This window comes from Spirosoma daeguense, assembly GCF_054776875.1.
On record NZ_BAAHBF010000001.1, the window covers coordinates 561,545 to 586,912 of the forward strand.

19 protein-coding genes are annotated in these 25,368 nt (G+C 46.2%); 10 read left to right on the forward strand and 9 right to left on the reverse strand.

Translation table 11 applies throughout. The annotated features are described in order from the left end of the window. Positions 1-66: 66 nt before the first annotated feature. The gene (locus ACYVD4_RS02010; RefSeq protein ID WP_460941946.1) at positions 67-924 is read right to left on the reverse strand and encodes an SDR family oxidoreductase; all 858 of its coding nucleotides are present in this window, start codon (positions 922-924) and stop codon (positions 67-69) included. Between the two features lie 102 nt (positions 925-1,026). On the opposite strand from ACYVD4_RS02010, the gene ACYVD4_RS02015 reads away from it, so the two are divergent. From ACYVD4_RS02015 to ACYVD4_RS02035, 5 genes are all read left to right on the forward strand, one after another. Beyond that, positions 1,027-1,479 (forward strand): winged helix-turn-helix transcriptional regulator, encoded by a 453-nt coding sequence (locus ACYVD4_RS02015; protein ID WP_460941947.1) that lies wholly within the window; start codon positions 1,027-1,029, stop codon positions 1,477-1,479. 133 nt (positions 1,480-1,612) lie between these two features. Then, entirely contained in the window at positions 1,613-2,683 is a 1,071-nt protein-coding gene (locus ACYVD4_RS02020) for a dienelactone hydrolase family protein (protein WP_460941948.1), read from the forward strand. Between the two features lie 71 nt (positions 2,684-2,754). Then, a complete protein-coding gene (locus ACYVD4_RS02025) occupies positions 2,755-3,312 on the forward strand; it encodes an RNA polymerase sigma factor (protein ID WP_460941949.1) in 558 nt (185 codons plus the stop codon). Then, complete coding sequence (locus ACYVD4_RS02030) at positions 3,284-4,063, forward strand: hypothetical protein (RefSeq protein WP_460941950.1); 780 nt, start codon at positions 3,284-3,286, stop codon at positions 4,061-4,063. The genes ACYVD4_RS02025 and ACYVD4_RS02030 overlap by 29 nt, the downstream gene beginning before the upstream one ends. A gap of 3 nt (positions 4,064-4,066) precedes the next feature. Continuing rightward, positions 4,067-5,158, forward strand: coding sequence for a hypothetical protein (locus tag ACYVD4_RS02035; RefSeq protein ID WP_460941951.1), 1,092 nt, complete (start codon positions 4,067-4,069; stop codon positions 5,156-5,158). 7 nt (positions 5,159-5,165) lie between these two features. Here ACYVD4_RS02035 and ACYVD4_RS02040 read toward each other — a convergent pair whose 3' ends face one another. After that, a complete protein-coding gene (locus tag ACYVD4_RS02040; RefSeq protein ID WP_460941952.1) occupies positions 5,166-7,148 on the reverse strand; it encodes a sensor histidine kinase in 1,983 nt (660 codons plus the stop codon). A gap of 250 nt (positions 7,149-7,398) precedes the next feature. Between ACYVD4_RS02040 and ACYVD4_RS02045 the strand changes: the two genes are divergently transcribed. Beyond that, positions 7,399-8,079 carry a hypothetical protein gene (locus ACYVD4_RS02045; RefSeq protein ID WP_460941953.1) on the forward strand — a complete coding sequence of 227 codons (681 nt, stop codon included), beginning with the start codon at positions 7,399-7,401 and terminating at the stop codon, positions 8,077-8,079. Between the two features lie 64 nt (positions 8,080-8,143). Here ACYVD4_RS02045 and ACYVD4_RS02050 read toward each other — a convergent pair whose 3' ends face one another. After that, positions 8,144-9,199, reverse strand: a complete 1,056-nt coding sequence (locus ACYVD4_RS02050; protein WP_460941954.1) for an alginate O-acetyltransferase AlgX-related protein — start codon at positions 9,197-9,199, stop codon at positions 8,144-8,146. Between the two features lie 479 nt (positions 9,200-9,678). Here ACYVD4_RS02050 and ACYVD4_RS02055 point away from each other — a divergent pair, with 479 nt between their 5' ends. The 4 genes from ACYVD4_RS02055 (at position 9,679) to hemE (ending at position 16,994) form a co-directional block, all read left to right on the forward strand. Beyond that, positions 9,679-12,246, forward strand: coding sequence for a TonB-dependent receptor (locus tag ACYVD4_RS02055; RefSeq protein WP_460941955.1), 2,568 nt, complete (start codon positions 9,679-9,681; stop codon positions 12,244-12,246). 269 nt (positions 12,247-12,515) lie between these two features. Beyond that, complete coding sequence (locus tag ACYVD4_RS02060; protein ID WP_460941956.1) at positions 12,516-15,374, forward strand: carboxypeptidase-like regulatory domain-containing protein; 2,859 nt, start codon at positions 12,516-12,518, stop codon at positions 15,372-15,374. An 11-nt stretch (positions 15,375-15,385) separates the two neighbouring features. Next, the gene (locus tag ACYVD4_RS02065) at positions 15,386-15,886 is read left to right on the forward strand and encodes a DUF2628 domain-containing protein (protein WP_460941957.1); all 501 of its coding nucleotides are present in this window, start codon (positions 15,386-15,388) and stop codon (positions 15,884-15,886) included. Positions 15,887-15,962: 76 nt separating this feature from the next. Then, the gene (hemE, locus tag ACYVD4_RS02070) at positions 15,963-16,994 is read left to right on the forward strand and encodes a uroporphyrinogen decarboxylase (RefSeq protein WP_460942972.1); all 1,032 of its coding nucleotides are present in this window, start codon (positions 15,963-15,965) and stop codon (positions 16,992-16,994) included. A 51-nt stretch (positions 16,995-17,045) separates the two neighbouring features. Here hemE and ACYVD4_RS02075 read toward each other — a convergent pair whose 3' ends face one another. The 6 genes from ACYVD4_RS02075 to ACYVD4_RS02100 form a co-directional block, all read right to left on the reverse strand. Further along, positions 17,046-20,075 carry a two-component regulator propeller domain-containing protein gene (locus ACYVD4_RS02075; protein WP_460941958.1) on the reverse strand — a complete coding sequence of 1,010 codons (3,030 nt, stop codon included), beginning with the start codon at positions 20,073-20,075 and terminating at the stop codon, positions 17,046-17,048. Between the two features lie 304 nt (positions 20,076-20,379). After that, positions 20,380-20,970: a hypothetical protein gene (locus ACYVD4_RS02080; RefSeq protein ID WP_460941959.1), complete on the reverse strand. Its 591-nt coding sequence runs from the start codon at positions 20,968-20,970 to the stop codon at positions 20,380-20,382. 144 nt (positions 20,971-21,114) lie between these two features. Then, positions 21,115-21,447, reverse strand: coding sequence for an energy transducer TonB (locus ACYVD4_RS02085; protein WP_460941960.1), 333 nt, complete (start codon positions 21,445-21,447; stop codon positions 21,115-21,117). A 72-nt stretch (positions 21,448-21,519) separates the two neighbouring features. Beyond that, positions 21,520-22,515, reverse strand: coding sequence for a bifunctional heptose 7-phosphate kinase/heptose 1-phosphate adenyltransferase (locus ACYVD4_RS02090; protein ID WP_460941961.1), 996 nt, complete (start codon positions 22,513-22,515; stop codon positions 21,520-21,522). 65 nt (positions 22,516-22,580) lie between these two features. Continuing rightward, positions 22,581-24,095 (reverse strand): NADH-quinone oxidoreductase subunit N, encoded by a 1,515-nt coding sequence (locus ACYVD4_RS02095; RefSeq protein WP_460941962.1) that lies wholly within the window; start codon positions 24,093-24,095, stop codon positions 22,581-22,583. Positions 24,096-24,187: 92 nt separating this feature from the next. Further along, positions 24,188-24,997 (reverse strand): TerC family protein, encoded by an 810-nt coding sequence (locus tag ACYVD4_RS02100; RefSeq protein ID WP_460941963.1) that lies wholly within the window; start codon positions 24,995-24,997, stop codon positions 24,188-24,190. Positions 24,998-25,368: the final 371 nt, after the last annotated feature.

Genomic DNA, 25,368 nt, shown 5'->3' on the forward strand with positions numbered 1-25,368 from the left:
AACTCAGGTTGTTTGCCTATTGTAACGCGGCTGGTAACGTAACGCGGACAGAATGTCCGCCGTGTATTACGCTGCTACGTTAAGGCTATTCAGGAATGTTTCCAGACTAACAAGCTTACGACCAAGCAGATGTTCTAACGTAGCGTCGGGTACGTCGAAATCACCCTGTTTGATACCTTCAGCCATGCCCGCATACATTTTGGCGTACTGCGCTGGGAGGTGTTTTTGTAGCTCAGCTTCGTATGCCTCATTCGGAATATCGACGTACTCAACCGTTTTACCAGATTGACTTAAAGCTGTCGCTATATCGCCGAATGAGTACGTAGCAGGAGCGCCAATTTCAAGCACCTTGTTCTCATAGCCTTCGGTAATCAGTGCATTGGCCAGCCCTTCGGCAATATCGGCACGTAGCACAAAACCCACTTTGCCATCACCCGCCGGAAAATACAATTTACCCGATTGAGCCGCATCGCCCAGAATTCCCGGTAAAACGTCCAGATATAAGTTGTTTCGGAAAAAAGTGTACGTCAAACCCGATTCTTTGATCAGGTTTTCGGTTTGGAAGTGGTCGATAGCAGGCGTAAAATGAGCCGTTAACGATGGATTAGGCGCACTTGTGTAGAAAATATGCTTTACACCCGCTTCTTTGGCGGCATTGATCACGTTTGTATGTTGACGAACGCGCTCTTCGCCCAACACAGCGCTGGAAATCAGCACCAGTTTGTCAACACCCGCAAACGCGGCTACTAACGAAGCTGAATCAGTATAGTCGCCTTGCCGAACGTTTACGCCTTTGGCGGCTAAGTCGGATACTTTCTCCGTATCTCTGGCTACGGCAACAAGTGAAGCAGGGTTTGTTTTGGTTGCTAAGAATTCGAGGGTGGCTTTGCCCAGATGGCCCGATGCACCAGTAATTGCAATCATTGTCTTTACAGTTTATATTTGTGCTTTAGTTACTTTTGGTAACTCAAAATTATTTAGTAACCGAGGTTCACACAAGAAGGCATGTTTTAGTGCGTCAGTAACATGGAGATAACTATTGTTGATAATCAGCAGGATGCGTTGCAAAAAAAATTGCAAAAAATTGTAGGTCCTCCCGACAAACCTACCGGCACCTGCCCTATCCGACACATTCTGGACCGTTTTAGTGATAAATGGTCGATATTGTCAATCCTTAATCTGGGCGCTTCAGGAACTCTTCGGTTCAATGAACTGAAGAAACATATCGACGGCATTTCGCAACGGATGCTGACCGTAACGCTACGTTCCCTCGAACGGGATGGGCTGATTTCAAGGCGGGTTTATCCGGAAATTCCGCCCCGGGTAGAATATGAACTAACCGAACTCGGCCACAGTCTGATGCTAAAAATTATTGAACTTGGCGACTGGGCCAGTGCCCACAGCAACCAGATTGTACAGGCCCGCGCTCGTTACGATGCTCGTGAACGTAATAGTTTTGCGCCAATGCTGGAAAATTAACGTAGTAACTTCCTTATTTTCAAAGTCATTGCTAGCGGAGCAATGACTTTTTTTATTTCTCAGGCAACCCTTTCCTACAAACCCGCATTTCTGTCATTGTTCGTCATTTATTAGGCTTCCTGACAACGTAACAATGCTACAATCATCGATTAGTCGGAGTTTACTGTTCCTTACATTGCTTGGTACGTTGGCCTGCAAAACGCCAGATAAGCAACCTTATCGGATTGGCTTTCAGACGTACCAAACGGTGGACTCCTCAAGAATCTATAAAACAGGAAGCAAACCAACTGATTACCTGCATTATCGTCCGCTTGATATCGACGTTTGGTACCCGGCTCAGGCTAGTTCTGGTGATTCAGCAATGCGGTTTGGCGATTTCCTTCGGCTGCTAGAGAAACGAGCGAATTATTATACAGCCACTACAGATGCTACGGGATACGCGGCTCAACTAGCCGATTACCTCTGCAAAGGCCTGAAATGCTCTGACACAACACGACTTTTAGCCTACAAGACAAATTCGTACCGAAACAGCGAACCTGTTGGCGAAAAATTTCCGCTCATTATTTATCTAAGCAGTTATAACGGAATGGGTTACGAAAATTGTAACCTGCTTGAAGCATGGGCAAAGCAGGGATTTGTCGTTGCTTCGATTAATTCAATTGGGCGTTATCCCGGCAATATGACCATGAAAAACGCGGACTTGATGGAACAAGTCAAAGATGCGTTGGCCAGTCTTCAATTTCTGAAAGCAAAACCATACATTGATTTTTCCAGAATTGGCGTAGCAGGTTATAGCTGGGGCGGATTAGCAGGTATACTTGTAGCCGACAAGTTGCCGGAAACAGTCTGTCTACTTTCGTTGGATGGTTCGGAATTTCATCATTATGGAAGTTCCGCCGAAGAAGATGCTGATTTTAACCAGACGGCGAACAGCCCGGATTTTAAACGAATGGCCTTTTCAAAACCCTATCTTCGTCTCGAACAATCTCCTGTAGACGAAAAATCAGGAAAAGATTCGGTCTATAACTTCCTAACAAAATTATCAGGAGAAAAACAGATACTGAAAATAGATTCGGCCTCACATGAAGATTTCAGCAGTATGCCAACTATAGTTAGAGCATCAGGCAATTGTGTATCCAATGCGCGCTTCGATAAAATAGTAAGCTTATCGACTCAGCATTTTAAGAAACACCTTATACCCTGATAGACAGACAACTAATTGAAATAAACAAAGAAATATCTTATTCCGTCTAGTAGTCAATTTAGCCAAACGTGATGTCGAAACAACTTGTCGAGCAGTGCCAGCGAGGAAATGCCTTTGCGCAAAAGCGACTGTTCGATCAGTGTGCCAATCGACTGTTTCGGGTCAGTTTGCGCTACGTTCGGAATGAACAGGAAGCGGAAGAAGTGCTGATGACTGCGTTCCTGAAAGCGTTTCGTAGTATTGATGCCTTTACGTATCGCGACGAAAACGGACTTGAAGCGTGGTTACGGCGGATTGTAGTGAATGAGGCTTTGCAACATTTGAGAGCTAATCAGCATCTGCCGATTTTTCAGGCCGACGACGATGCAGAATCCTCTACCGACGTAGCACCTTTACCTGATGCCGGGCTGGATGCGGAGCGGATTTATGCACTCATCCGTGAACTACCGCCCGGTTACCGAACCGTTTTTAATCTGTACGCAATCGAAGGATATACACATCGTGAAATTGCCGAACAGCTTCATATTTCAGAAAATACGTCCAAATCTCAGTTGAGCAAGGCAAGAGCCTTATTGCAAACCTGGTTAATCCAAAACGGCTATGAAACAGAAAATCGACGAAACGCCTGATGAATGGGTTCGCCAAACGCTGAGCCGACTACCCGATACGCCACCGCCTGGTTCGTCGTTCGATTCGGAGCGTTTATGGTCGCAGTTACGTCCTGAACTTCAGGCCAAGAAACCTCGTCGCCGATTGGGTTGGTTAGAGTGGGGAGCGGCTGCCTGTCTGACCGGATTTCTGTTGAGTTGGATGTTCTGGCAACAGCCTGTCAAAAAGCAGCGGTCGGTTGCTACGTATCAACATAAATCTAAGAAAACTAGTCGCGTTCAGGCACCTGATTTAACTACTGAAACTACTACGTCGGCACCGATTCACGTAGCGAAACTTCAGCAAAACCCTCCAAGAGAAAACACGAATCATCAACCAATTACACCAGCAAAACCCGTCAACGTAGCATCTGAATCGACAGCGACTACTGATCTTTCCAGACCGGAAGTTAGTATCAGCAGAGAGCGAGGGATTCAAATCCCCAGTACCCCATTGGCTACTTTTCCTGAGCCACAACCAATACCGGACGTAGTAGCCAGTACCGAAAAACTACCGGAAGTGCATAAACCGAACGTAGCAACTGCTACGTCGAAACGGCGATTTAAAGTTGTTCATGAGAACGAATTACGAGCCGAAGAAGAGTCGACTCCTCAACTCTACCGTACCGATAATTTTGTCCGATTGGGTACGGGTCAACGTAGCGACAATACCGCCACGGATACTCATCAGCCGGGTTTAGTAATGCCTTTAACCAGTAAATCAAACCAGTAAATCATGCGTCTATTTTGTTTAACAGCTATGCTTCTGATAAGCATGGTCGGAACCGCTTTGTCTCAATCGACAGGAAACCACCTTACCGAACCGGGTGCCAAACACAAGTTTATCGGCCTGAGTCATATCGAAATCGATTTGGGCAAGCGTAACAAATTACTGATTGGATTCGATCAGTACGCACAAGCCCTTGCCCATAAAAACATCGACTCGGTGCTACGTTTGTTTACCAACGATTACCGCAAAGTAGACGATACGTTGCAAAATACGGCTCGCTCCGTTCATGCCTTACTGAAGCTCGCCACTGACAACCGAGACCTCGCACTACGGTATACGCCACAACCCGCAACGTCGTTTCGTTTCCGTGACGGCGAAAGCCCTGTTGAAGTAAAAACGCAGCAGGATACGCTTCAGGTTGCGTGGGTAGCCACTACGTCGACGGAACTACCGACCAACTTTGCCGTGTATTTTCTGGTCAATAACCTGCACGATCTCGACCGTATTCTCAACGCTGGCGGTGTGAATACCAAAGTGCAGCAAGCTCTTGATTCGGTACGTGCTTTCAAACATCATAATCTGACGAACCCCCGCTACGTCTTTAATTTGATGCAAAGTTTTGATAATAAATCAACCTTTAAAACCCCTGGGCTGGCTGGCGAACCGTTTCTTAGCTTTCATCCGGGCATTGGCGTTGGTCTCATACGAAATCAATGGGTTCCCTCTTTCAATTTTGACCTGGAGATCGTTCCAAATCGGTTTCAGCAAGTGGGTTTCTTTGTGGGCTATACGTCGAATTTCTTTTTTCAGAACTCCTCAGATAACTCCTGGCAAACGTTCCGAAACGATTTTGTACATGCGGGCGTCTCGTTTTATCGAAAAGACAAAGGCAGCCGAACCGCTAATTTCAATAAACACATAGCTTCGTTTTACGTTGGCCTTCCGGTACATCGGTCGGGTTCCTTTTTTGAACCAAATACTATTAAACTAGGCTCTACAGTTTATCAAAACTGGCTCTTTAAGGTGCAAACCGAAGTGTATATGAACGGATTTTTCAAAAATGTAAATCCAAGTCTTCGGCTGGTAGTTGGTTTTTAGAGATGGATCAGGGCTGGGCCGGAAGATATACCGAAAAGGTGGCTCCTTCGCCTTCACGACTGTGAGTAATAATAGCTCCGTTATGGTTTTCGACCACTTTTTTGGCGATAGCCAGCCCAATGCCCGTACCTACGAACTGGTTGCTACGTCCGTGCAGTCGTTGAAAAGCACCAAAGATGGTTTCACCATGTCTGTCGGCGTCAAAGCCGATACCATTGTCGGAAACTGTCAGCACTACGTACTGTTTAAGTGGGTCGGCCAGCGGCTTGTCGACAGAATTTCCATCACCAATCGTTACCGGCAATAAGCCAGACGGAAGGTCGCTCACTCGTACTTTACTAGCTGTTACCCGAATTTGAGGTGGTAGATTGGGATTGCGGAATTTCAGCGCGTTCGAGATAAGGTTCTGGAATAACTGTCTGAATTGCAGATCATCACCCTGAACCATTGGTAATTCATCGATTAATATAACTGCAGCAGTATCCAGCACCACAGTTTCAAGGTCGCTTAGAATATCTGCAAATAGATTGTTGAGATCAACAGCAACAAACGATCGTTTTTGCGTAGTAAGCCGCGACAGGGCCAGCAAATCCCGAATCAGGCTGCTCATCCGTTCGGCGGCCGATTGCATCCTACGTAGCATATCTTGCCCATGCTCGGGCAATTGATCGCTGTATTCAGCTAGAATCAAGTCGCCAAATGCTTTGATTTTACGTAGCGGCTCCTGCAAATCGTGGCTTGCTACGTAGGCAAAACTTTGCAGATTTCCGTTGCTCTGTTTTAGTGCTACGTTAGCAGCCTCAAGCTGGCTCCGGTAATTCTGGCTTTCAGTGATATCGATGGAAGAAGTCAGCACGCCATCACCAAATTTGACCATCGATACGTAGTAGAAACGGCCTTTATTTTCTCGCTCCATCACCATCGACTGCCCGGTTTCGTAGACACGAACGTACTGCTCCACAAGACCCGTACCCAACAGAGCCGGATTTATCTCACAGATCGTTTTACCGTATAGCTCATCGGCAGTCATGTTCAGAATCGCCAGCGTAGTCTGATTCGCCAACGTATATTGAAAATCGATAATGGCTCCTTGCTCATCACGAACGACTTTGTAACAGGCAATGGCGGTCAGCGATGCGTTCAGAATACTTTCCACTAAAGCCGCCTGCTGGTCAGAAATGCTCTTTAGATGCAATAGATTCTGTTCGGCCTGTCGTTGTGCGGTTACGTCGATGAACGTTGAAACGGTTCCTTCACCAGAACGGGCTATGATGTTGTAGAAAACATGGCCGTCGGAGGTCACAGCATCAAACTGGTCGGGCTGGCCAGTTTCAACAATGTGGGCCATTCGAGCAATGGTCTGATCGGTGTTTTTCGAAAAGCCCATTTTACGAACCGTACTACCAACCGCATCCCGCCAATCGACTGGCAACAACCCTCGCGCCTTTTCATTAAAATATGTGTACTGAAAATCAATAATCTGCCCCTCTTCGTCGCGAACGGGCAAATGGCTCGAAACGGCCATCTGCATCGACTCGCTAATGTTCGTGAGCAACTCCGCCCGCTCACCCATCCGCAACTCGGCTTCCTTCCGTGTTGTGATATCGATAAAAACAGCGGCCAGTTCATTGGGGCTTATTCGCGATATTGATACGTCGAACCAACCACCAAAGGGTGGAATAAAAAAATCACTACGTCGGGCTTCGCCCGATTGCACAACCGCCAGATAATCGTTCAGTAGAGCACTGCCTTTCAGCAATGGAAATAATTCCAGCAACGTAGACGTCATAATTTCCGCCCGGCTCCGGCCACAGGTAATTACCGCCCGTTCGTTTAAACGTAGTGGTTTAAAATCTATGACTTCATGCGTGGTGTTCCGTATAGCCCGATAGGAAACAATACAAACCGGAGCAGCTTCGAAAATAGCCCCTAAATGGCTATCCTCTATGGGATCATGATTGGCAGAATTAAGCTGATTAAAGGCGTTCATTCAGAAGTTGGAGCATCAAAACTTATCGACCAGAAAGCCGATCGTTTATCAGGCTGAAAGCAAGTTACGAACTCTTCGCCTGAATGAGTAACCGGCATTGATCTGGGCTATTAATTAAAGGTTATTTAACATGGCTTATAGCTTTGTAATCAGGAGTTTATTACGTATATTTACTTCCCCAATTTTCAACAGCAATTTTACTAATGAGCCAATTCCGAGTCTTAAAACCTCTGCTGGCTGCTCAATACCTATGAAAAAAGGACGTTCAAATCCGAGTCAACTTCAGATTGATTTTCTGGCGGCTTTTCGTCGGATGCTGGTTAGTCTTGGCAATTCCGATAATTTGCCGGTTAATGAGAGTTTGTTCATGCGCATGACCGACCAATGGGAGGCTACTCGCGCGCTTCCGAAGAATCTGCTTTTCCAAAAAAGCCCGGTCGAAGCGGTTGTTTTCCGACTACAAAAAACGGATGATCGTCTTCAGTTTCCAGACGAATTTATTGCGGGTGAAATTCGTGGAGAGCAAGGCTTAACCGGCTTTTCAGCCAAGTTTCGTGAACAGGGCTGGGTTATTTTACCTGCCGAACTATCGGCCATGTATAAAAATTTGTTTCTGAATATTCTGTCCGCTTCTGTGGGGCTGGAGCATTTATATCCAGTACGAAAAGAGTTACTGGCCGAAGCAGAGCGTGTTGGTTTGGCAGCCATGTTGCCCGAAGCAGAAGTCCGTAAGTTTTTTGGCCTTCGCCTGACCCGTTTCCCTGACAGTTTCCGCAGCGAAGTAGCCAATTATTTCAACCTACCTTTCGACTACGTACTAAAACGAGCCAACCACCTCGGCATGGTGTCGGAACAGGTTATTGAAGAAGCAAACGCTCAATCGGTACGCTCTACTATTCTACGTCGTCCGCAAAGCAGTCGGGCTGCATAGATCCATGTTTACTACGTTCCAGCATCAGTTGATGATAGCTGGAACGTAGCATTTACGCACTCATTTACTTTCTGGGTATCATCTTCGACAATGAATCGGCCAGCAGTTGGGCGGCAAATTCATTTCCGGCTACATTCCAGTGAGAATCAGACGGTTTATACAAGGTTTGGCCACTCTCAATTGCCTTTCGCATGGGTTCATACAGGTCGATATACTGAATCTGGTTTGCCTGTAATTGCTGGAGAAGCAAACGAGTAGGCGTCATGACGTCGTAAGGTAACTTCCCTTCCTTTTCATAAAAAGCGGTGATCATGTCGTGCTGTAACGTATCATCTACCTGCAATTCGTCGGGAATGATGACAATAATGAATTTTGCTTTCTGTTCCCGACAATAATCTCGTGTCTTTACCAACGTAGCGATGGTCTGGTCGAAAAAACCATTTTTAGGCATCACTGTGTCCGTATCAGGCATATGATACTTCCAGGCCTCCATCCTCGCTTTCTGAACGTTCAGATAATCGGCCCGTTTAAATGTATGGCAGCTATCACAGTATGGTTGATGCCCCGTAAAATCATTCACTTTCCAGGTTACTTTTGCGATATAATTCAGAGCGGTCAGCATATAGGAGTGTCGGAAAAACCACCGCTTTTTAATTATATCAAAATCGTTTCCGACGAAAAAGGAAAGTAATACCAAATCAGGTTTTAGATCGGCTCCCTCATTTGTAAGAATACTATAGTAATCAGTTGGGTTGGTTTGTGAAATACCCATGTTAAACAGGCTAACCGGGCCAACCTGCTGATTCAGCTTTGTTTCCAGTTTAGTCAGATACGTATCACCCTGTGGCACAATACCAAAGGCAAACGAATCGCCCAATCCCGTAATTTTATAATCGCCGGGTTTAGATGTAAACTCTTTATCATTAAATCCGCTTGCATTCAACTTATAGCCGTATAAGGTAACGTGCGGCTTACCACGATACCGATTATACGAATCGTCGTAGAAGATATGTGAATGCGCAAAGTAATTGTAGATACGTAAAACAACTTCGCCCAATAGAAACGTAGCAACAGTAAGAATTCCTATAAATATACAATTATAGATCAGTGACTTAATCATGGAAACAGCAATCGGTTAAAGTACTACGTTACTTGTTATAGAGTTCACTATTTATAGCGTAAACAAACGCGGGCAAATTTTATAAGTTTTTTTGGCAATAATATATATATCCAAAAAAAGTTAATAGTTCTAATCATATTCTAATATGGTTAACCTATTGTTATGTACTTCAGCTCATTGATCCTTACAGATACAAAGACACCCCTTTGTAGTAATACGTTGGAATAGATCATTCGTAAGTATTCTCTAACACTTTGCAAATCTAAGGCTTTGCTAAATCCGAGTCTACACTTTGACTTATTTCATGATAATTTTCTTTTATACTAAGAAAATAAGACATATCAATAGATTTTTAGTAGTTGCGTTTGGAAGTCAGTGAAAGAAATAAGTGTTTTGCAAAATCTATTACTTCAATAGACTATAACTACTAATAGTCTATCTACAACAGGGAGAATAGAGTAAATCAAACACTATTCGTAATGAAGCAATTTTTAAAATCTACTTTATCTATAGGTTTACTCCTATTACCGTTACTTGTACTGGCACAAAATACTCCTGTTATCAATTCAACTATATCCGGAAAAGTTATCGATGCCCGGACAAAAGAAAATCTGGTTGGCGCAACAGTAACCATCAAAGGCATCACCAACGGTTCGGTAACGGACATAAACGGCCAGTTCAATCTACTAACCGCTCAGAAATTACCATTTACGGTTGTGATTTCGTTTGTCGGCTATCAGACGAAAGATGTGGTTTTGACTGATAACAACGTAGAAATTCCACTGGAAGAAGCAGCGAACCAACTGGCCGACGTAGTGATTACGTCCCGTCGTCGTCAGGAATCGGCTCAAGATGTACCCATTCCCATTTCGATTGTTAGTGGCACTCGGGCTGAAGATGCTGGTGCTTTCAACGTAAACAGACTGAAAGAACTTGTTCCTACGGTTCAATTGTATGCATCCAACGCCCGAAACACTACGTTAAATATTCGCGGTCTGGGTTCTACGTATGGCCTAACCAACGATGGTATTGACCCCGGCGTTGGGTTTTATGTCGATGGTGTTTACTACGCTCGCCCGGCAGCAACGGCTCTCGATTTCGTTGATATTGAGCAGGTTGAAGTACTACGTGGACCACAAGGAACCTTATTTGGTAAAAACACAACGGCTGGCGCGTTTAACATCACGACGCGGGCAGCCGGATTTACGCCAAGCGGAACCTTTGAATTGAGCTATGGTAATTACGGTTTCATTCAGGCCAAAGGTTCTCTTACGGGGCCGATAAGCAAGAAACTGGCAGCACGGGTATCGTTTACCGGTACACAACGTAACGGTACACTTTTCAACGTCCATACCCAGCTTCCGATTGATGATATTAATAACATCGGCGTGCGTGGTCAGTTGTTATATACCCCAAGCGAAAATGTAAAGATTACGCTGATAGGCGATGTTTCTGACCAGAAGCCGAATGGATACGGCTGGCCGGTTGCCGGTGTTGTTCCAACCAAACGGGCGGCTTATCGTCAGTTCAATGCAATCATTGCCGATCTGAATTACAAACTCCCCTACTCCAGCGCGTTCGAACGTATCGTTGATCTCGATACGCCTTCAAAAGCCGACAACCAGCTAGGTGGCGTATCGTTGAATGCCGATATTAAATTGGGCGGTGGTACGTTGACCTCCACATCAGCATGGCGTTACTGGAAATGGACACCACTGAACGACCGCGATTATCTGGGTATCCCTGTATTCACGATTTCGGCCGGTAATTCGGTTCATGATCAGTGGTCGCAGGAATTGCGTTATTCGGGTAAAATCTCATCTAAATTAAGTGGTGTTGTTGGTCTGTTTGGTCTCTGGCAGGATTTAAAATCTGATCCGGTACAGACCGAAGAAGCGGGTTCGGCGCAGTGGCGTTTTGCGCAAAGCTCAACTAGCGCCCTCTGGAAAACACCCGGCCTGTTCGACAACTTTGGTATTCGTACAACAAACCGCATCCGGAGTACAGGGCTGGCTATTTTCGCACAGGCCGACTGGTCAATAACTGACCGTATTCACGTTTTACCCGGTATTCGCTACAATTACGATAAGAAAGTAGCCAATTATAAACGCGAAACTTATGGCGGTTTACAAACAACCGACCCTGCTTTAGTGGCGCTCAAAAATGGCGTTTATAGCAATCAGGCCTTCGATACCAACGTAGCAGAAGACAATTTTTCGGGTCAGTTAACGCTTCAGTATAGAGCCAGCAGTGCCCTCAATGCGTTTGGTACGTACTCCATCAGCTATAAACCGGTTGGTGTAAATATCGGTGGTTTACCAACAGCCAACGGACAAGTGTTGCTCGATCTGGCTCGTGTGAAACCTGAATTTGTGAAACACCTTGAGTTCGGTATCAAAACGAAGCCAACGCCCAACTCGGTTTTGAACATAGTATATCACAATACAGATATTAAAGATTACCAGACACAAGTGCAAACCCCAGAGCCGGGCGTAAACCGGGGTTATCTGGCTAATGCCGAGCGTGTTCGAGTTGTGGGCGTTGAAGTAGATGGTAACATCCGTGTTACTAGTAACCTGACATTCAACGCAGCCGTAGCTTACACGGATGGTAAATACGTAACGTTCAAAAACGCTCCTGTTCCACTCGAAGAAACCGGTGGTGAGCAGGCTTTCAAAGACATTTCGGGCGGTGCGCTGCCGGGTATTTCAAAATGGGCCGGTTCGGTAGGTGGTGAAGCCACCGTAAAAGGGCAATTTCTTGGCTTAAAAGGCAATTACTTCGCTGGCTTAGATGCGTTCTATCGCTCATCATTCTCGTCGAGTCCATCGCCTTCTCAATACCTGAATATTGACGGTTACACGCTGGTAAACGGACGTATTGGCTTCCGCGCATCGAACGGAATTTCTGTATTCGTATGGGCACGGAATCTGTTCAACGTCAACTACTACGAGCAACTGCTGGCAGCGCCAGGTAGCGCCGGACATTATGCCGGTATTCTGGGCGATCCGGGCACGCATGGTGTTACGTTACGCTACACATTCTAAACATACGGTCCAAAATTCCTAACCCTTAGAAGCTGTTTGCATTAAATTTTTGTGACAAAAAATCATCATTTTCTATCACAAAAATTTAATGCAAACAGCTTCTTGACCCAATTATGACAGGTCAGGTAAACTGAACGTAGCGTCGAATTTTTAGTTATCTGTTTCAGCAAAGCTGTTTACGTTTGTTCCAAACAACGTAAACAGCTTTGCCATTTTTAGAGTATTAGTAATTACCTTCCCATTGGATTTTCTGCTTCAACGTAACGTTTATGAGACAACTTGTTCTTTCTCTTGCCTTTATAGTTTCGGCCTTTCTGACGGCACAGGCACAGACAAATCTGGCAGGCATTGTTACTGATGCGAATGAACAACCGCTTGCCGGAGTAACCGTTCTGGTAAAAGGCACAAATACAGGCACCATCACCGCAACAGACGGCCACTTTACGTTACAGGCACCCAACGACCTTCCGCTTACGGTCAGCGTTTCATTTGTTGGGTATGAACAGAAGGACGTAGCAGTGCGTGGGAATAACTTCCGAAATATCGTTGTCAAGCTGAATGAAGAAGCCATTCTGACAGATGAATTCGTGATCGCAGCTAGTCGGGTTCCGGAAGATATTCGGCAAACGTCAGTAACTGTTGAGAAACTTAGTGCACCTCAATTTCAACAATCACCAGCTTACAGCCCTTTCGATGCGCTCCAGTACGTTAAAGGTGTCGATTTAATGACTCAAAGTATAACCTTTAAATCCGTCAATCTGCGTGGCTTTGGGACCAACAGTAATTATCGATTTCTGCAACTGACCGATGGCATGGACAATCGTTCACCAGGGCTAGGGTTCGGATTTGGGAACGTAGCGGGTATTTCAGATTTAGACGTAGCAGATATCGAACTCATTCCCGGCGCTTCATCGGCGTTGTACGGCCCCGATGCCTTGCAGGGGCTGATGCTCACAACCAGCAAAAATCCGTTTACGTATCAGGGATTAAGCGTACAGCTCAAAGGGGGCGTCAACAACGTCGGTAAAGCAACGATGAATCCTCAGCCGTTTGGCGATGTTGCCATTCGGTACGCGCGTCAGTTTGGGGATCGTTTTGCCATGAAAGTGAATTTTCAGCGGTTTATGGGCACCGACTTTATTGCCGACGACTACAGCGACCGCTCTACCCGCGCCCGATCAAGTTTTTTCATTACCGACCCCAATCAGGGCAATATCGCAACCAGTATCGGATACCTCAGAAACAGTAATCCGAACACGAATTTTCAGTACGATGGGGTGAATATTTATGGCGATGAAATCAATGCGGGAGGAGCGTATTTGTTTCCAGCAAACTATGCTAACCTGCTGTTGCAGAATCGTTTGGTAACGCGAACGGGTTATTCGGAAATTGACGTACTGGGCAACAATGGTAAGGTGTTCAACAACCGGGCGAATGCGTCATTTCATTACAAACTGACGGACGATATAGAAGCCTCGGTGGGTTGGTATTATGGCAACGGCAATTTCATTCGTTCGGCAAATTACCGCGAATACTTCCCTGACTATCAGCGACATCAGTTCAAAGCCGAATTACGTGGTAAAAACTTTTTTCTACGCGCCTATACCACCCAACAACAGGCCGAAGCCTGGAACATCGGGCAAACGGCAACCGCCATTAACAATAGCTGGAAATCGCTGGGACAGTGGGCGGCCGAATTTGGGCTGGCCTATGTCGAAAACAAAGTGAGCATCAACGATGCCCGGCTCACCGCCGACCGCAATCGGTATCTGTCCGGCACATCTCGTTTCACAACCGTTCGCGATGCGTTTGCCACTACGTATAATACTGATACGTTGGCCGGGTTGCCGGGCGCACGAGGTACCCGTTTCCGCGACAATTCGGCGTTGTGGCACTACGAAGGTATGGCCAATCTTTCCGATATTCTTCAAGTCGCCGAACTGATTGTTGGCGGAAATTTCAGACAGTATAACCTGGATACGGGAGGTACGCTCGTGCCGCTCAAGCCCGATGGTAAGGAATATACCATTACTGAGTACGGTGCTTACGTTCAGGCAGCCAAAGAGTTACGTATCAGCCCTACCGTTACAGTGAAACCAACACTGGCGCTACGTTACGATAAAAACCAGTATCTACAGGGCGGTTTCACCCCGCGCGCATCGGCGGTTGCAAGTTTCGGCACGCATCACATTCGGGCATCGTGGCAATCGGCCTTTCGAAATCCTGCTCCCGGTCAATTGTTTTCAGTGCCAGCAGCGGGTCGAAGTGGTGAGGTTGGGGGGCTGACAACTGCTATTACATCAGCAAGTTTGCTTCAAAATCCGGCTTATCTGGATAGCGACGTAGCAAATTTTGTAGCCGGTACGTTGCCAGAAACGCAATTGAGTAGTCGCGCTTTTCAGCCTTCTACGTTCGCCACCGAAAAAATAAGAACCTGGGAAGTTGGTTATAAAGCACAGATTCAGAACCGATTGTATGTCGACGCTTTTTACTTTCACAGTAAGTACACCGATTTTATTTCGGCTCAAACGTATTACCAGCCCACCAGTGGCCAGCTTAGCGATTTCGCCAGAGGTGCTTACCGGACGCTACAAATCAATACGAACAGCCGGAACGAATTATATGTGGATGGATTTGGCTTGGAGGCTAACTATGCCCTTGGGCAGGGGTTTATACTGAGTGGCAACTACGTTCATCAGACCGGAACAGTTACGCTACGAGATGCGCAGGGCAACGTAGTGAACGATAATGCAGGCGTACCGATCATAAAACGCAAAATGACTAGCCCGGAAGTGGTGCAAAAAGGCCGAAATTTCTTTAATTCGCCCGAAAATCGCTTTAATATTAGCCTGGCCAATGCGCGTCTTACAGATCGGCTTGGTACTACGTTGACCTTCCGCTGGACGGGCCAAATGTGGTTTGAGCAAGGCATCACCGCCGGCGACGTCTGGCTACCATCCTGGGGGAGTTTCGATGCACAGGTATCGTACAAAATGCCTCAGATTAAATCGGTCGTTAAACTGGGCGGAACAAATCTGCTCAACAATTATTATACACAAGGTTACGGACTGGCCCGTATCGGCGGTCTCTATTACGTCAGCGTCACATTCGACGAGTTAATGCAATAAGAAATACGTTTATGAATCCATACCTCCCCTATTTTTTTGGTCCGCAGGCCGAGTACTACGTTCAGGCAGCAGAAGAGATACAAGAAGGTAAATTTCAGTTTAATGGCATGGCTTTTCTGGCAGGAATTCTCTGGATGGGCTATCGAAAAATGTACACGCAGGCATTCATTACAGCCGCTATTATTTTTGGCGAAAATTTTGCCGAAGAATTTCTCTTTCCTCCCCGAAATCAGTCAGATAGCTCGTCAATGATTGTTTCGTTGCTGGTAAATGCCATTGTCGGTATTATCAGTAATGGCATGTATATCAAGTTTGCCAATCGGCAGGTCAACAAAATAATTGCCAATAATCCGGGAGCCTCAGAGGAGCATCTGATTGAATTAATCAGTGAAAAGGGTGGCGTTACGTGGCGCGGACCTTTCATTGTACTGACGGTCATTTTTGTAGCCGCTCTCGCTCTGCTTTTACTGGCCGAATCACTAGGTATTTCGTTACGTCCGGCTAAGATCTAGCCCATCTGTGACAGATTTATCGGAATAATTTCGTTCGATGTCAGCACGTAGCGCGCTTCCTTCGGATATTTGCACCATGACCTTACAAAATGACTTACTGCTCCGCACCGCACGGGGCGAATTGACCGAGCGTGTGCCGGTCTGGATGATGCGGCAGGCCGGGCGCGTACTGCCCCAATATCGGGCCGTTCGTGAGCAGGCAGGCAGTTTCATTACGTTAGCGAAAACGCCCGAACTGGCGGCCGAAGTAACCATTCAGCCCGTCGATGCCTTTGACGTGGATGCCGCTATTATTTTCTCCGACATTCTGGTGATACCCGAAGCAATGGGTTTACCGTATGAAATGATCGAGGCTCGGGGGCCGGTATTTCCCGAAACGGTACGTAACATGGCTGACCTGAGCCGGTTGCGCGTGGCCGATGCAGAAAGTGATCTGGGCTACGTACTGGATGCGATAAAACTGACCAAGAAAGAGTTGAACAACCGGGTTCCACTGATTGGGTTTGCCGGAGCACCGTTCACTATTTTCTGTTACATGACCGAAGGAAAAGGGTCGAAAACGTTCTCGGTTGCCAAGAAGTTACTGTATACCGATCCTGATTTTGCGCACGCGCTGCTACAGCAAATTACCGATAGCACGATAGCTTACTTACAGGCGCAGATACATGCTGGTGCCGATTTGATTCAGATTTTCGATTCATGGGCGGGTATTCTTTCGCCTGAGCAATATCGCACCTTTTCGCTTCCGTATATCAAGCAAATCTGTGATCTCATCACCGGTGTTCCTGTAACCGTATTTGCTAAAGGTGCTTTCTTTGCCCGGCAGGAAATTGGTCAGTTGAGTTGCGACGTAGTAGGTCTCGACTGGAACATGGACCCACACGAGTCACGCCAGTTGGTTCCTGATCGGGTATTACAGGGCAATCTGGACCCCTGTGTGCTTTATGCGGATTTTGCCCAGATTCGTGCCGAAGTCAAGCAGATGTTCGACGGATTTGGTCATCAGCATTACATTGCCAACCTTGGTCACGGCATCTATCCTGATACTGATCCAGACAAAGCCCGGTGTTTTGTTGATGCGGTGAAGGAATTAGGCGTTTCCCGATAATTGATTTATACTACGTACCGACGATGAGTTGGCTTTAGGCCGATTCATCGTCTAGGTTTGTTTGATCGGAACCGTCATAATAACTCGTGTTCCGGCCGGATTTTTATCTGTATCAAACAGATCGATAATCTCCAGTTTCGCCTTACTGTCTCGTCGGCGAAGCGAATCAAAAATACCTCTCGTCATTTCCTGCCCGCGCGAAACGTGCCCTTCAACGCGGGGTGCAAATGTTCGGCCAACGCCGTTGTCTTCGATAATACAAACGATGTGATCCTGCTGAAATCGGGCCGTAATTTTCAGGCTCTTTTTCCCTTCTTTGGGCATCAAACCGTGCCAGATGGCATTTTCTACGTAAGGCTGGAGCAGCATCGGCGGCAGCAGCGTATCCAGCAATTGCTCATTATCTTCAATATCAAACTCGTAGTTGAATTCGTGATTGAACCGAAACGATTCAATTTCAACATACATTTTCAGAGTTTCAATTATCTGTTCGAAGGAAAGATATTGATGGTTCGAATTCTCCATGATTCGACGCACCAGCTTGGAAAATTTCGATAGGTATTTCGCCCCTTCAACACCCCGGTTCGTCAGCAGATAATTCTGTACGGAATTAAGCGAATTGAACAGAAAGTGCGGGTTCATCTGCGCCTGCAATGCTTTTAAGCGCCATTCGGCTATTTGCAAATCGAGTTGATTTCGTTCGGCGAGGGTATTGAATCGCCAGCGCATCGCCAGTAAAACCAACCCTACAATGGCGATTGCAACGAGGATTTTAAAGAACCACGTATTGGTAAAATAGGGCTTTATCGTTAATTGGATGGCGAGTGGTTTGTCACTTATCAGCCCAAAACTATCGCTACTACGTACGCGCAACGTATACGAATGGGCAGGCAAGTTTGTAAATGAAAGCGTATGCTGATTCCCCAGATCGACCCAGTCAGACTCGTAACCCTCTAACTGATAACTATATAGATTTTTGGACGCTGGCTCAAAATTCAGTGTCGAGAAGTTTAGTGTCACTGAGTTTTCGTCGGGCTGCAATACAATTTCTTTCGTCAGGTCCTGAAGAAGCCGTTTTCCCTTCACTTCCACCGAACTAACAACAATATCCGGAATCACCCGTGCATGTGTCAGCGCATCAATATCGAGTCGGTTAATGGTATTCAGATAACCCAGTAACAGCTCGTTCGATTTACTTTTCAGGAAAGCTGTTGCTGCATTACTGTTGAGTCCCTCAATAGTGGTCAGATGTTTAATTTTTCTGGTTTTCAGGTTGGCAATGTGAATGCCTTCGCTGGTGCTAAACCACAGGTTATTGAAACTATCTTCACAAATATTGGTGCAGTACGTATCATTCAGGTTATCGCGTTCATAATCGAATGAGGCCACAATCTGCCCGTTCGCTGCAATTTTATTGACACCACCCCAGGTTGCCACCAGCATTGCTCCGTTTGGGCTGCATTGCAGGGCGTTCACGCACAATCCACTTAAGCTCTTTCCTTTATTTATCGACAATTCCCGCACATCAATAAATTCCCCCTGCCCGAAGCCGGGCCGTTCATCAACGTAGTACAATCCTCTTGGGCAGGTGGCTATCCAGATTTTCCCATCCGTTGCTTCACAGATGGCTTTTATGTAATTATTTTGTTTCAGTTGCCGATTTGACTGATCGGACAGTACTTTCTGTTCGGCACCTGTTTTCGGGTCAATAACTTTCAAGCCTTCTGTCAGACTGGCAATCCAAATTCGCCCTTTCTTGTCTATTAAACCATCTCTAAATTCGGTAGAGGTAAACAAACGACTTACGGCTGGCATAGTCGAAAACGTACCTGTTTCCGGATTACCAACCAACACACCTTTATCGGTGAAGGCAAACGGCCGCCCCTGAATCCAGCGAAGTTGATACGTATAGGTACTGGCCGGGTATTTCCATAATCGAAACTGGTTAGTTGCTGGCTGCCACGCTAATACGCCCGAATGAGAAAGCCCTAACAGGTATTGTCCATCGGGCATTGCCAGAAAACAGGTTATTTCGGCCTGCAACTGCGACACATTGGCGGGAACATCAATTGTGTAAATTCCGGGATTTCGGTATCGGTATTTAAACAACCCTTTCCGCGTACCAATCCAAAGAATACCATTCGCTTTATCGTCGTAAATAACCCTGACATGCGTTCCTTTTTTATAAAATTCGGGCAGATGATACACTTCCTTGCGAGCAGGATAATATACGCTCACCCCTTTTTCGGTGCCCACAAAAAGAAGCTTCTGCCCATTGGCATCAACTGACTCCTGCCCACAAATTACATTCTGATTCGCAAATTCGCGGGTTAGGTACTGAAATGCCCCATTGTTCGGTGAAAAACGAATAAGTCCTTCATCGTAAGCACTTAGCCAGATCGTACCTTGCTTATCTTCAAAGGCTAGTTCAAGTCGGGTGGGGCGTCGATTTTTGGGGTCGCTGGCTTCAACACCAAGCAGGCAGGTTAATTTATTTTCCCGACGATCATAGCGATACAGCCCCACTTCCGAAATCACCCAAAGTTGCCGTTTACTATCTTCAAAGAACGTAGCATCCTGATGAACGCTGGCGTTTGGCGAAAGCGAATAAATCTGAATTTTTTTACGGTTCAGATCATAGCGTTTTATGGATGAATAGTCACAAACCCAAGCCTGATCATACGAATCGACAAATGCCCGGTCGTGCGTATCATTCGTCCGATCCTTATCGGTATAATCATTTTTGAGAATTGTCTGCGTAGCCAGCGTAGTTGGGTTGATGGCCCATAAACCCTTGGTAGCCGTAGAGGCATAAATCGTACCTTTCGAATCGGTTGAAATACCAGAAGTATAGCCTAATTTCTGGTTATCGGGCGTGTAAAATGTGTAGCCATCATACCTACAGATACTACGTCCCGTACCAATCCACAAGAAGCCGTCCTTATCTTTTGAGATGCACCAGATGTCGTTAGATGGTAGCCCTTCTTTGGTTGTCAGGTGCTCGAACGTCAGGGTTGGAATCTGGGCATAGCTCGTCCAGATAGTTACAAAAGCAAGACATACAACCCAAAGAAACCGCATACGCAAATCATTTAACAGCAAAGTAAATGCATAGGCGGTATTATCCTCATTAATTGACAATTAACCTCCCAAGTGGTAAGTCATTATAGTTGTTTGCCAATTTAATTGTTAGATACGAATTGAATAGGATTTTGTCTGGGCCAAGCTCCAGCTTGGCTTTGGTAACTAATTTAACGGCCCAAGCTGGAGCTTGGCCCAGACATACGTCTAATCTCTATTTTGGCAGAGTACTAGTTGTTGTTCACAAAAAACGCAGACTATTTAGCCTGCGTTTAGTTTTATCACACTATCTGATATTGCTACGTTAGAAGCGATACGCTCCCGTAATGCCTACACTCGATGAGGTAAAACCAGCATTGACGCTGTAAACCGCATTTCCATTACCAAACGTTCCGCTTGCTGTAATAGAAGGAATCAGCTCAGCACTGACGTACCATCTCGAATTGAAGTTATACTGAGCCCCCAGCACAAAACCAACACCAAGAGAAGGCGTAACAACCAGTAGATCGGAACCCGTATAAGTCGTAGTGCCACCATTGCCATTATCAATGGTTATTGTACCCCGATTCGATGAATAAAGATTAACGCTGGCAATCAGCTCAGTACCATACACAAATTGCAGTTTGTCATTTAGATTCCGGCGTTTTTCTCTCCCTATAGCGCCACCAACGCCCAAGCCCAGCAACGTAGTACTTCGGCTGAAATTGGCGCTCAGGTTTCCTAACGCAAATCGATACCGACGATACGTGTTTTCGCGAAGTTCCTTTTTATAAATCATCCCAATATTGTTGAAATCGCTGGTTCGCAAACCAATTTCACGTTTGGGAGCGTCCTGTGCAAACACGGACGTAGCAAGAAAGAACCCTAACAGGAGAATTGAGAAGAAGTTTTTCATTTTGTTTTGATAGTTAACCCGTTGGTAAACTTATCAAAACAAAATAAATTAATATGTTAATAAAATAGAAGAAAGGAAATATTTATTCGATACTGAAAGTAGCTTTTAGGTTCATTAGAATTCAAAAAGAAGCTAGCTCCTCAATCAGGCAGCCGGGAAGCTGACAGGCAATACCAACTTAACACGAACAGGTTCGCCATTCAACGTACCGGCTGTCCAGCGTGGCATTTCAGAGATAATCCTGACAGCTTCCTGATCAATATTCGCTCCTCCACCTTTCAACACGACAAAATCGCTAACGGCTCCATCCGTGTTCACCACAAACTCAACAAAAACGGTTGCTCCGCCTTCGAAAGCCTTGCCCGCAAGTGACTTACGCTGAGATTTTTCCACAAACTCCGCGAGTGCAGTTAGCCCTCCGGGAAACGATGGATTTATTAAACCAGTTGACGAACTGGTATTCTCTGGCGACGGCATGGTCGTTATGTTTTGCGTATCTATTCTGTTGAACTAGGTGCGTTTCTTCTAAATCAGCAACGTAGCATTGATTTACAAATGCTCTTTCGCTTCTTCCCGTAGCTGTGCTTTGTCAATAGGAACCACGCCGACGGATTCGCAAACCAGCCCTCCGCCCAGATTCGACAAACCGGCAATAATAGCAGGGGATTGCTTCAGGGCTACGCAACAGGCTGCAATACTGATCACGGTATCGCCCGCTCCTGATACGTCGGCAATCTGACGAATATGTGCTGGAAGTTTGCGGGTTTCGCCGTTATAATCAATGAACGCCCCCCGCTCCGACAACGTAATGAGTGCGCCTTTCAATCCCAGCGTTTCCTTCAATTGACGTACTACGTCTCCTAGTTCGGCCAGATTATCGACGTCGAAATCCACTTTCAGTCCTTCCCGTAACTCTTTCAGATTGGGTTTAAACAACGTAGCATTCTGATACGATAGAAAATTACGTTTTTTGGGGTCAACCACCGTTGGTACACCCTGCTCGTTCGCGAAGTCAATAATATCGGCAATCGCTTCTTTGCTTAAAACACCTTTATCGTAATCTTCGAAAATAACGACGTGGCAGCTCGGAATCAACTCTTTAGCTTTGGCGATGAGTTGTTCACGCTCGTTGGCCGTAATGTATTTATCGGTTTCAGTATCGACACGTACCACCTGCTGTGAACTGGCAATGATACGTTCCTTAATGGTGGTAATGCGTGTTTTACTACGTATCAGACCATCACAGTTTAGTCCGCGCTCGCAGAGTTGCTGTTCGAGTTGATCACCCGCGCCGTCGGTACCGATCACGGAGCAAATAATAGCTTCGGCCCCTAATGCCTGTACGTTCAGCAATACGTTCCCTGCTCCGCCCAGACGTAGCTCTCGCCGATCGACTGTTACAACCGGTACGGGTGCTTCGGGCGAAATCCGTTCAACACGCCCCCATACGTAGGAATCGAGCATTACGTCGCCAATAATGAGCACGCGCAGGTTATCGAACTGGTCGAAAAGTTCATCAATTGTCATATCCAGAACTGGATTCATAGAAGCAACACAGGTTGTTTTACAACGCAAAGAAACAAAAACCCTGCCTATTCTTAAACGTTGACTTATTGTGCGACCAACCAACGTAGCAACAGATCGGGCTTTAGGAACAGCAGAATAACAGGCACAACAAGCGCAACAGTCAGCCAAACAGCGGCTCCTGACAAGGGTTGCGAAGTGGTTGATCCAGAAGAATCAACAGCCGGGCGAAAGAAAAGGAGAAAAGGAATTTTCAGATAATAAACCAGCGAAATAAGGGCATTTAGCAGACCTAATATAAATAATACCAGCAACCACGCATCGCCCGATTGCTGATACGCTTCGTAAAGCGCCGAAAACGACAGCAGCTTGGCCGTGAAGCCAACCGTGGGCGGTAAACCTGTTAACGCCAGCATAACCACCGTAAGGGCTATCGACAATAAGGGTTGTTTTGCGCCAAGCCCGGCAAAATGCTGAATCGTTAAATCGGTGTTGTTGCTACGCGCCAATAGATCGACAAGAAAAAAAGCGGTCAGCGAAATAAACAGATACGTACCAGCATAAAATAGCGTTGCTTCAAAACCGGCTTCGCTGATAGCTACTACCCCAACCAGCAAAAAGCCCGCGTGAGCAATGGTCGAATAGGCTAATAATCGTTTGGCGTCGGTTTGTCTCAGGGCCGACAAGTTTCCGATCAGAATACCCGCCAAAGCCAATACAGCCAGCGGTGTTTGCAATACGAACGCCGTTGTACCGGTTTCAGATTCCAGAGGAAGGCTTGTTACAACCCGCATCAGCACCAGAACACCCGCTATTTTAGGGCCAACGGAAAAGAAAGCAGCTACAGGGACCGGAGCCGCTTCATAGGCATCGGGCGTCCAGATATGAAACGGAACACCTGCAATTTTGAATAACAAACCCGCACCGGTGAGCACCATCGCAACAGCAACTATAGGCGCATCTTGCCGGGCTAGTTCGGTTGCAAACGTATCGGCCGTCAGATCGAGTGTACCGGTCATGCCATATAATAGCGACATTCCGTAAAGCATGATAGCCGAGCTGACAGCCCCAAATAACAGATACTTAATTCCTCCTTCCGATGCTTTTCGGTCGGCAGCGAGTGCAGTGAGCAGGTATGAACAAATTGAAACCAGTTCGATGCTTAGGTAAATGCTCAGCAAATTGACCGACATAGCCATCAGAAACAGGCCCAGTGTCATCGCTACTAGCAACGAATGCCATTCTAGTGGCAATCTGGATTTCCCAATTTCGACTGATTTAGCCGTAGAAAAGGTTTCGTAGAGCACTACAAAAACAGCCGCCATTGCCACAATCACCTGTACGAAAACAGCCTGATTATCGACAAAAAGCAGGTGCATAAACAGAAAACCACGTACCGGCACTAAAACAGCCCAGAGACCACCAATCAGCACACCCACTACACTCACAATGGCCAGCCATCTACGTAGCGCAGTCGGATTCTTTCGAAGGCCAAGCAGTTCGAGCAGCAGCACGAAACAAAATGACAACGCCAGCCATGCCTCGGGGCCAAAACCACCCAGGCTATTGATAATGTCCGCTAATTGTTCGGTAAGAGGCAAGGTAGTGGGTAAAAATCGTTCGTCAGTAACTGGTTAATGGGCAGCCTTTTATCACTTTCTCTAGTGACGAACAACTACCCATTAGCCAGCTATTAAATAATTCCGTCTTCCTGTGGTTGCCCACCGTAGTTACGTAGCTGAACAGGATTTTGCTTTTTACGCAGACGAATGTTGAGAAACTCGACCAGCAATGAGAAAGCAATGGCAAAATACAGATACCCTTTGGGCACTGCGCCAACCTCCTGATCGAAAATAACGACCTCAGAAAGGTGAGCGCCTTCGGCTACCAGCATAAATCCGATCATGATCAGGAACGCTAGCCCCAGCATCTGAATCGTTGGGTGTTCATTCACAAACTTACCAACCGGCCCTGCGAAGAACATCATGATTACAATCGACAGCACCACGGCAATCATCATGATCGCTACGTTCTGCGTCAGGCCAATAGCGGTCAGAATGGAGTCTATCGAGAAAACGATGTTGGTAATAGCAATCTGAGTAACTACGCTCGAAATGGTTGTTTTCGATTTTCCGCCCGTAGCTTCTTCTTGGTGACCACCTTCCAGTTTGTGGTGAATTTCGGACGTAGCTTTATATAATAGAAAAAGCCCACCACCAAACAGAATGAGACTCTGGCCCGTAAATGCAGCTTTAAACCAACCCGCATCTATGTGCGTAAACGGCTTGCTAAGCGAAATAACGAACGAAATACCCATCAGCAGCACCAGCCGAAAAGCCATAGCCAGAATCAGACCGATATTACGTGCTTTGGGTTGATCTTGGGGGGCCAGCTTATTGGCCGCGATGGAGATGAAAATGATGTTATCGATACCCAGAACAATTTCCAGAAACGTCAGGGTCAATAAGCTAATAATAGATTCAGCAGTAAAGAGATCGCTCATTCGTTGAACAGAAGTAGGAAGCCCAAAATTACCCGCTACGTTCCGGGTCTGCAACAATTCTTTAAGAAAGAACGCCCAACCGGACGAAAGGTTACCTGTTTTGATGGTTGGTTAGCGCGTATTTCGCCCATTTTGCCACATCAATCCTGTAATTAGCGTATCCTTTCATGACGTATGTTCGCAACGTTCGTTGAGCGATTGGCAATTTTGTGAGCGAAACAACACAATCAATGTTACAAAGGCGTGATTATTGTGGACATTTAATAGCTTTAAAACTCCGTCGTAACATAATACTTACCGAACGCGTTATGAACGTATTGTCCTGTTCTATTACGTTATCGGAAGGTTTAAAAAAGACGAACGATAAAAAA

Excerpts from the sequence above, each read along its gene's own strand:
- ACYVD4_RS02010 (WP_460941946.1), bottom strand. The coding sequence starts at position 924 with ATGATTGCAATTACTGGTGCATCGGGCCATCTGGGCAAAGCCACCCTC.
- ACYVD4_RS02015 (WP_460941947.1), top strand. The coding sequence starts at position 1,027 with ATGGAGATAACTATTGTTGATAATCAGCAGGATGCGTTGCAAAAAAAA.
- ACYVD4_RS02020 (WP_460941948.1), top strand. The coding sequence starts at position 1,613 with ATGCTACAATCATCGATTAGTCGGAGTTTACTGTTCCTTACATTGCTT.
- ACYVD4_RS02025 (WP_460941949.1), top strand. The coding sequence starts at position 2,755 with ATGTCGAAACAACTTGTCGAGCAGTGCCAGCGAGGAAATGCCTTTGCG.
- ACYVD4_RS02030 (WP_460941950.1), top strand. The coding sequence starts at position 3,284 with ATGAAACAGAAAATCGACGAAACGCCTGATGAATGGGTTCGCCAAACG.
- ACYVD4_RS02035 (WP_460941951.1), top strand. The coding sequence starts at position 4,067 with ATGCGTCTATTTTGTTTAACAGCTATGCTTCTGATAAGCATGGTCGGA.
- ACYVD4_RS02040 (WP_460941952.1), bottom strand. The coding sequence starts at position 7,148 with ATGAACGCCTTTAATCAGCTTAATTCTGCCAATCATGATCCCATAGAG.
- ACYVD4_RS02045 (WP_460941953.1), top strand. The coding sequence starts at position 7,399 with ATGAAAAAAGGACGTTCAAATCCGAGTCAACTTCAGATTGATTTTCTG.
- ACYVD4_RS02050 (WP_460941954.1), bottom strand. The coding sequence starts at position 9,199 with ATGATTAAGTCACTGATCTATAATTGTATATTTATAGGAATTCTTACT.
- ACYVD4_RS02055 (WP_460941955.1), top strand. The coding sequence starts at position 9,679 with ATGAAGCAATTTTTAAAATCTACTTTATCTATAGGTTTACTCCTATTA.
- ACYVD4_RS02060 (WP_460941956.1), top strand. The coding sequence starts at position 12,516 with ATGAGACAACTTGTTCTTTCTCTTGCCTTTATAGTTTCGGCCTTTCTG.
- ACYVD4_RS02065 (WP_460941957.1), top strand. The coding sequence starts at position 15,386 with ATGAATCCATACCTCCCCTATTTTTTTGGTCCGCAGGCCGAGTACTAC.
- hemE (WP_460942972.1), top strand. The coding sequence starts at position 15,963 with ATGACCTTACAAAATGACTTACTGCTCCGCACCGCACGGGGCGAATTG.
- ACYVD4_RS02075 (WP_460941958.1), bottom strand. The coding sequence starts at position 20,075 with ATGCGGTTTCTTTGGGTTGTATGTCTTGCTTTTGTAACTATCTGGACG.
- ACYVD4_RS02080 (WP_460941959.1), bottom strand. The coding sequence starts at position 20,970 with ATGAAAAACTTCTTCTCAATTCTCCTGTTAGGGTTCTTTCTTGCTACG.
- ACYVD4_RS02085 (WP_460941960.1), bottom strand. The coding sequence starts at position 21,447 with ATGCCGTCGCCAGAGAATACCAGTTCGTCAACTGGTTTAATAAATCCA.
- ACYVD4_RS02090 (WP_460941961.1), bottom strand. The coding sequence starts at position 22,515 with ATGAATCCAGTTCTGGATATGACAATTGATGAACTTTTCGACCAGTTC.
- ACYVD4_RS02100 (WP_460941963.1), bottom strand. The coding sequence starts at position 24,997 with ATGAGCGATCTCTTTACTGCTGAATCTATTATTAGCTTATTGACCCTG.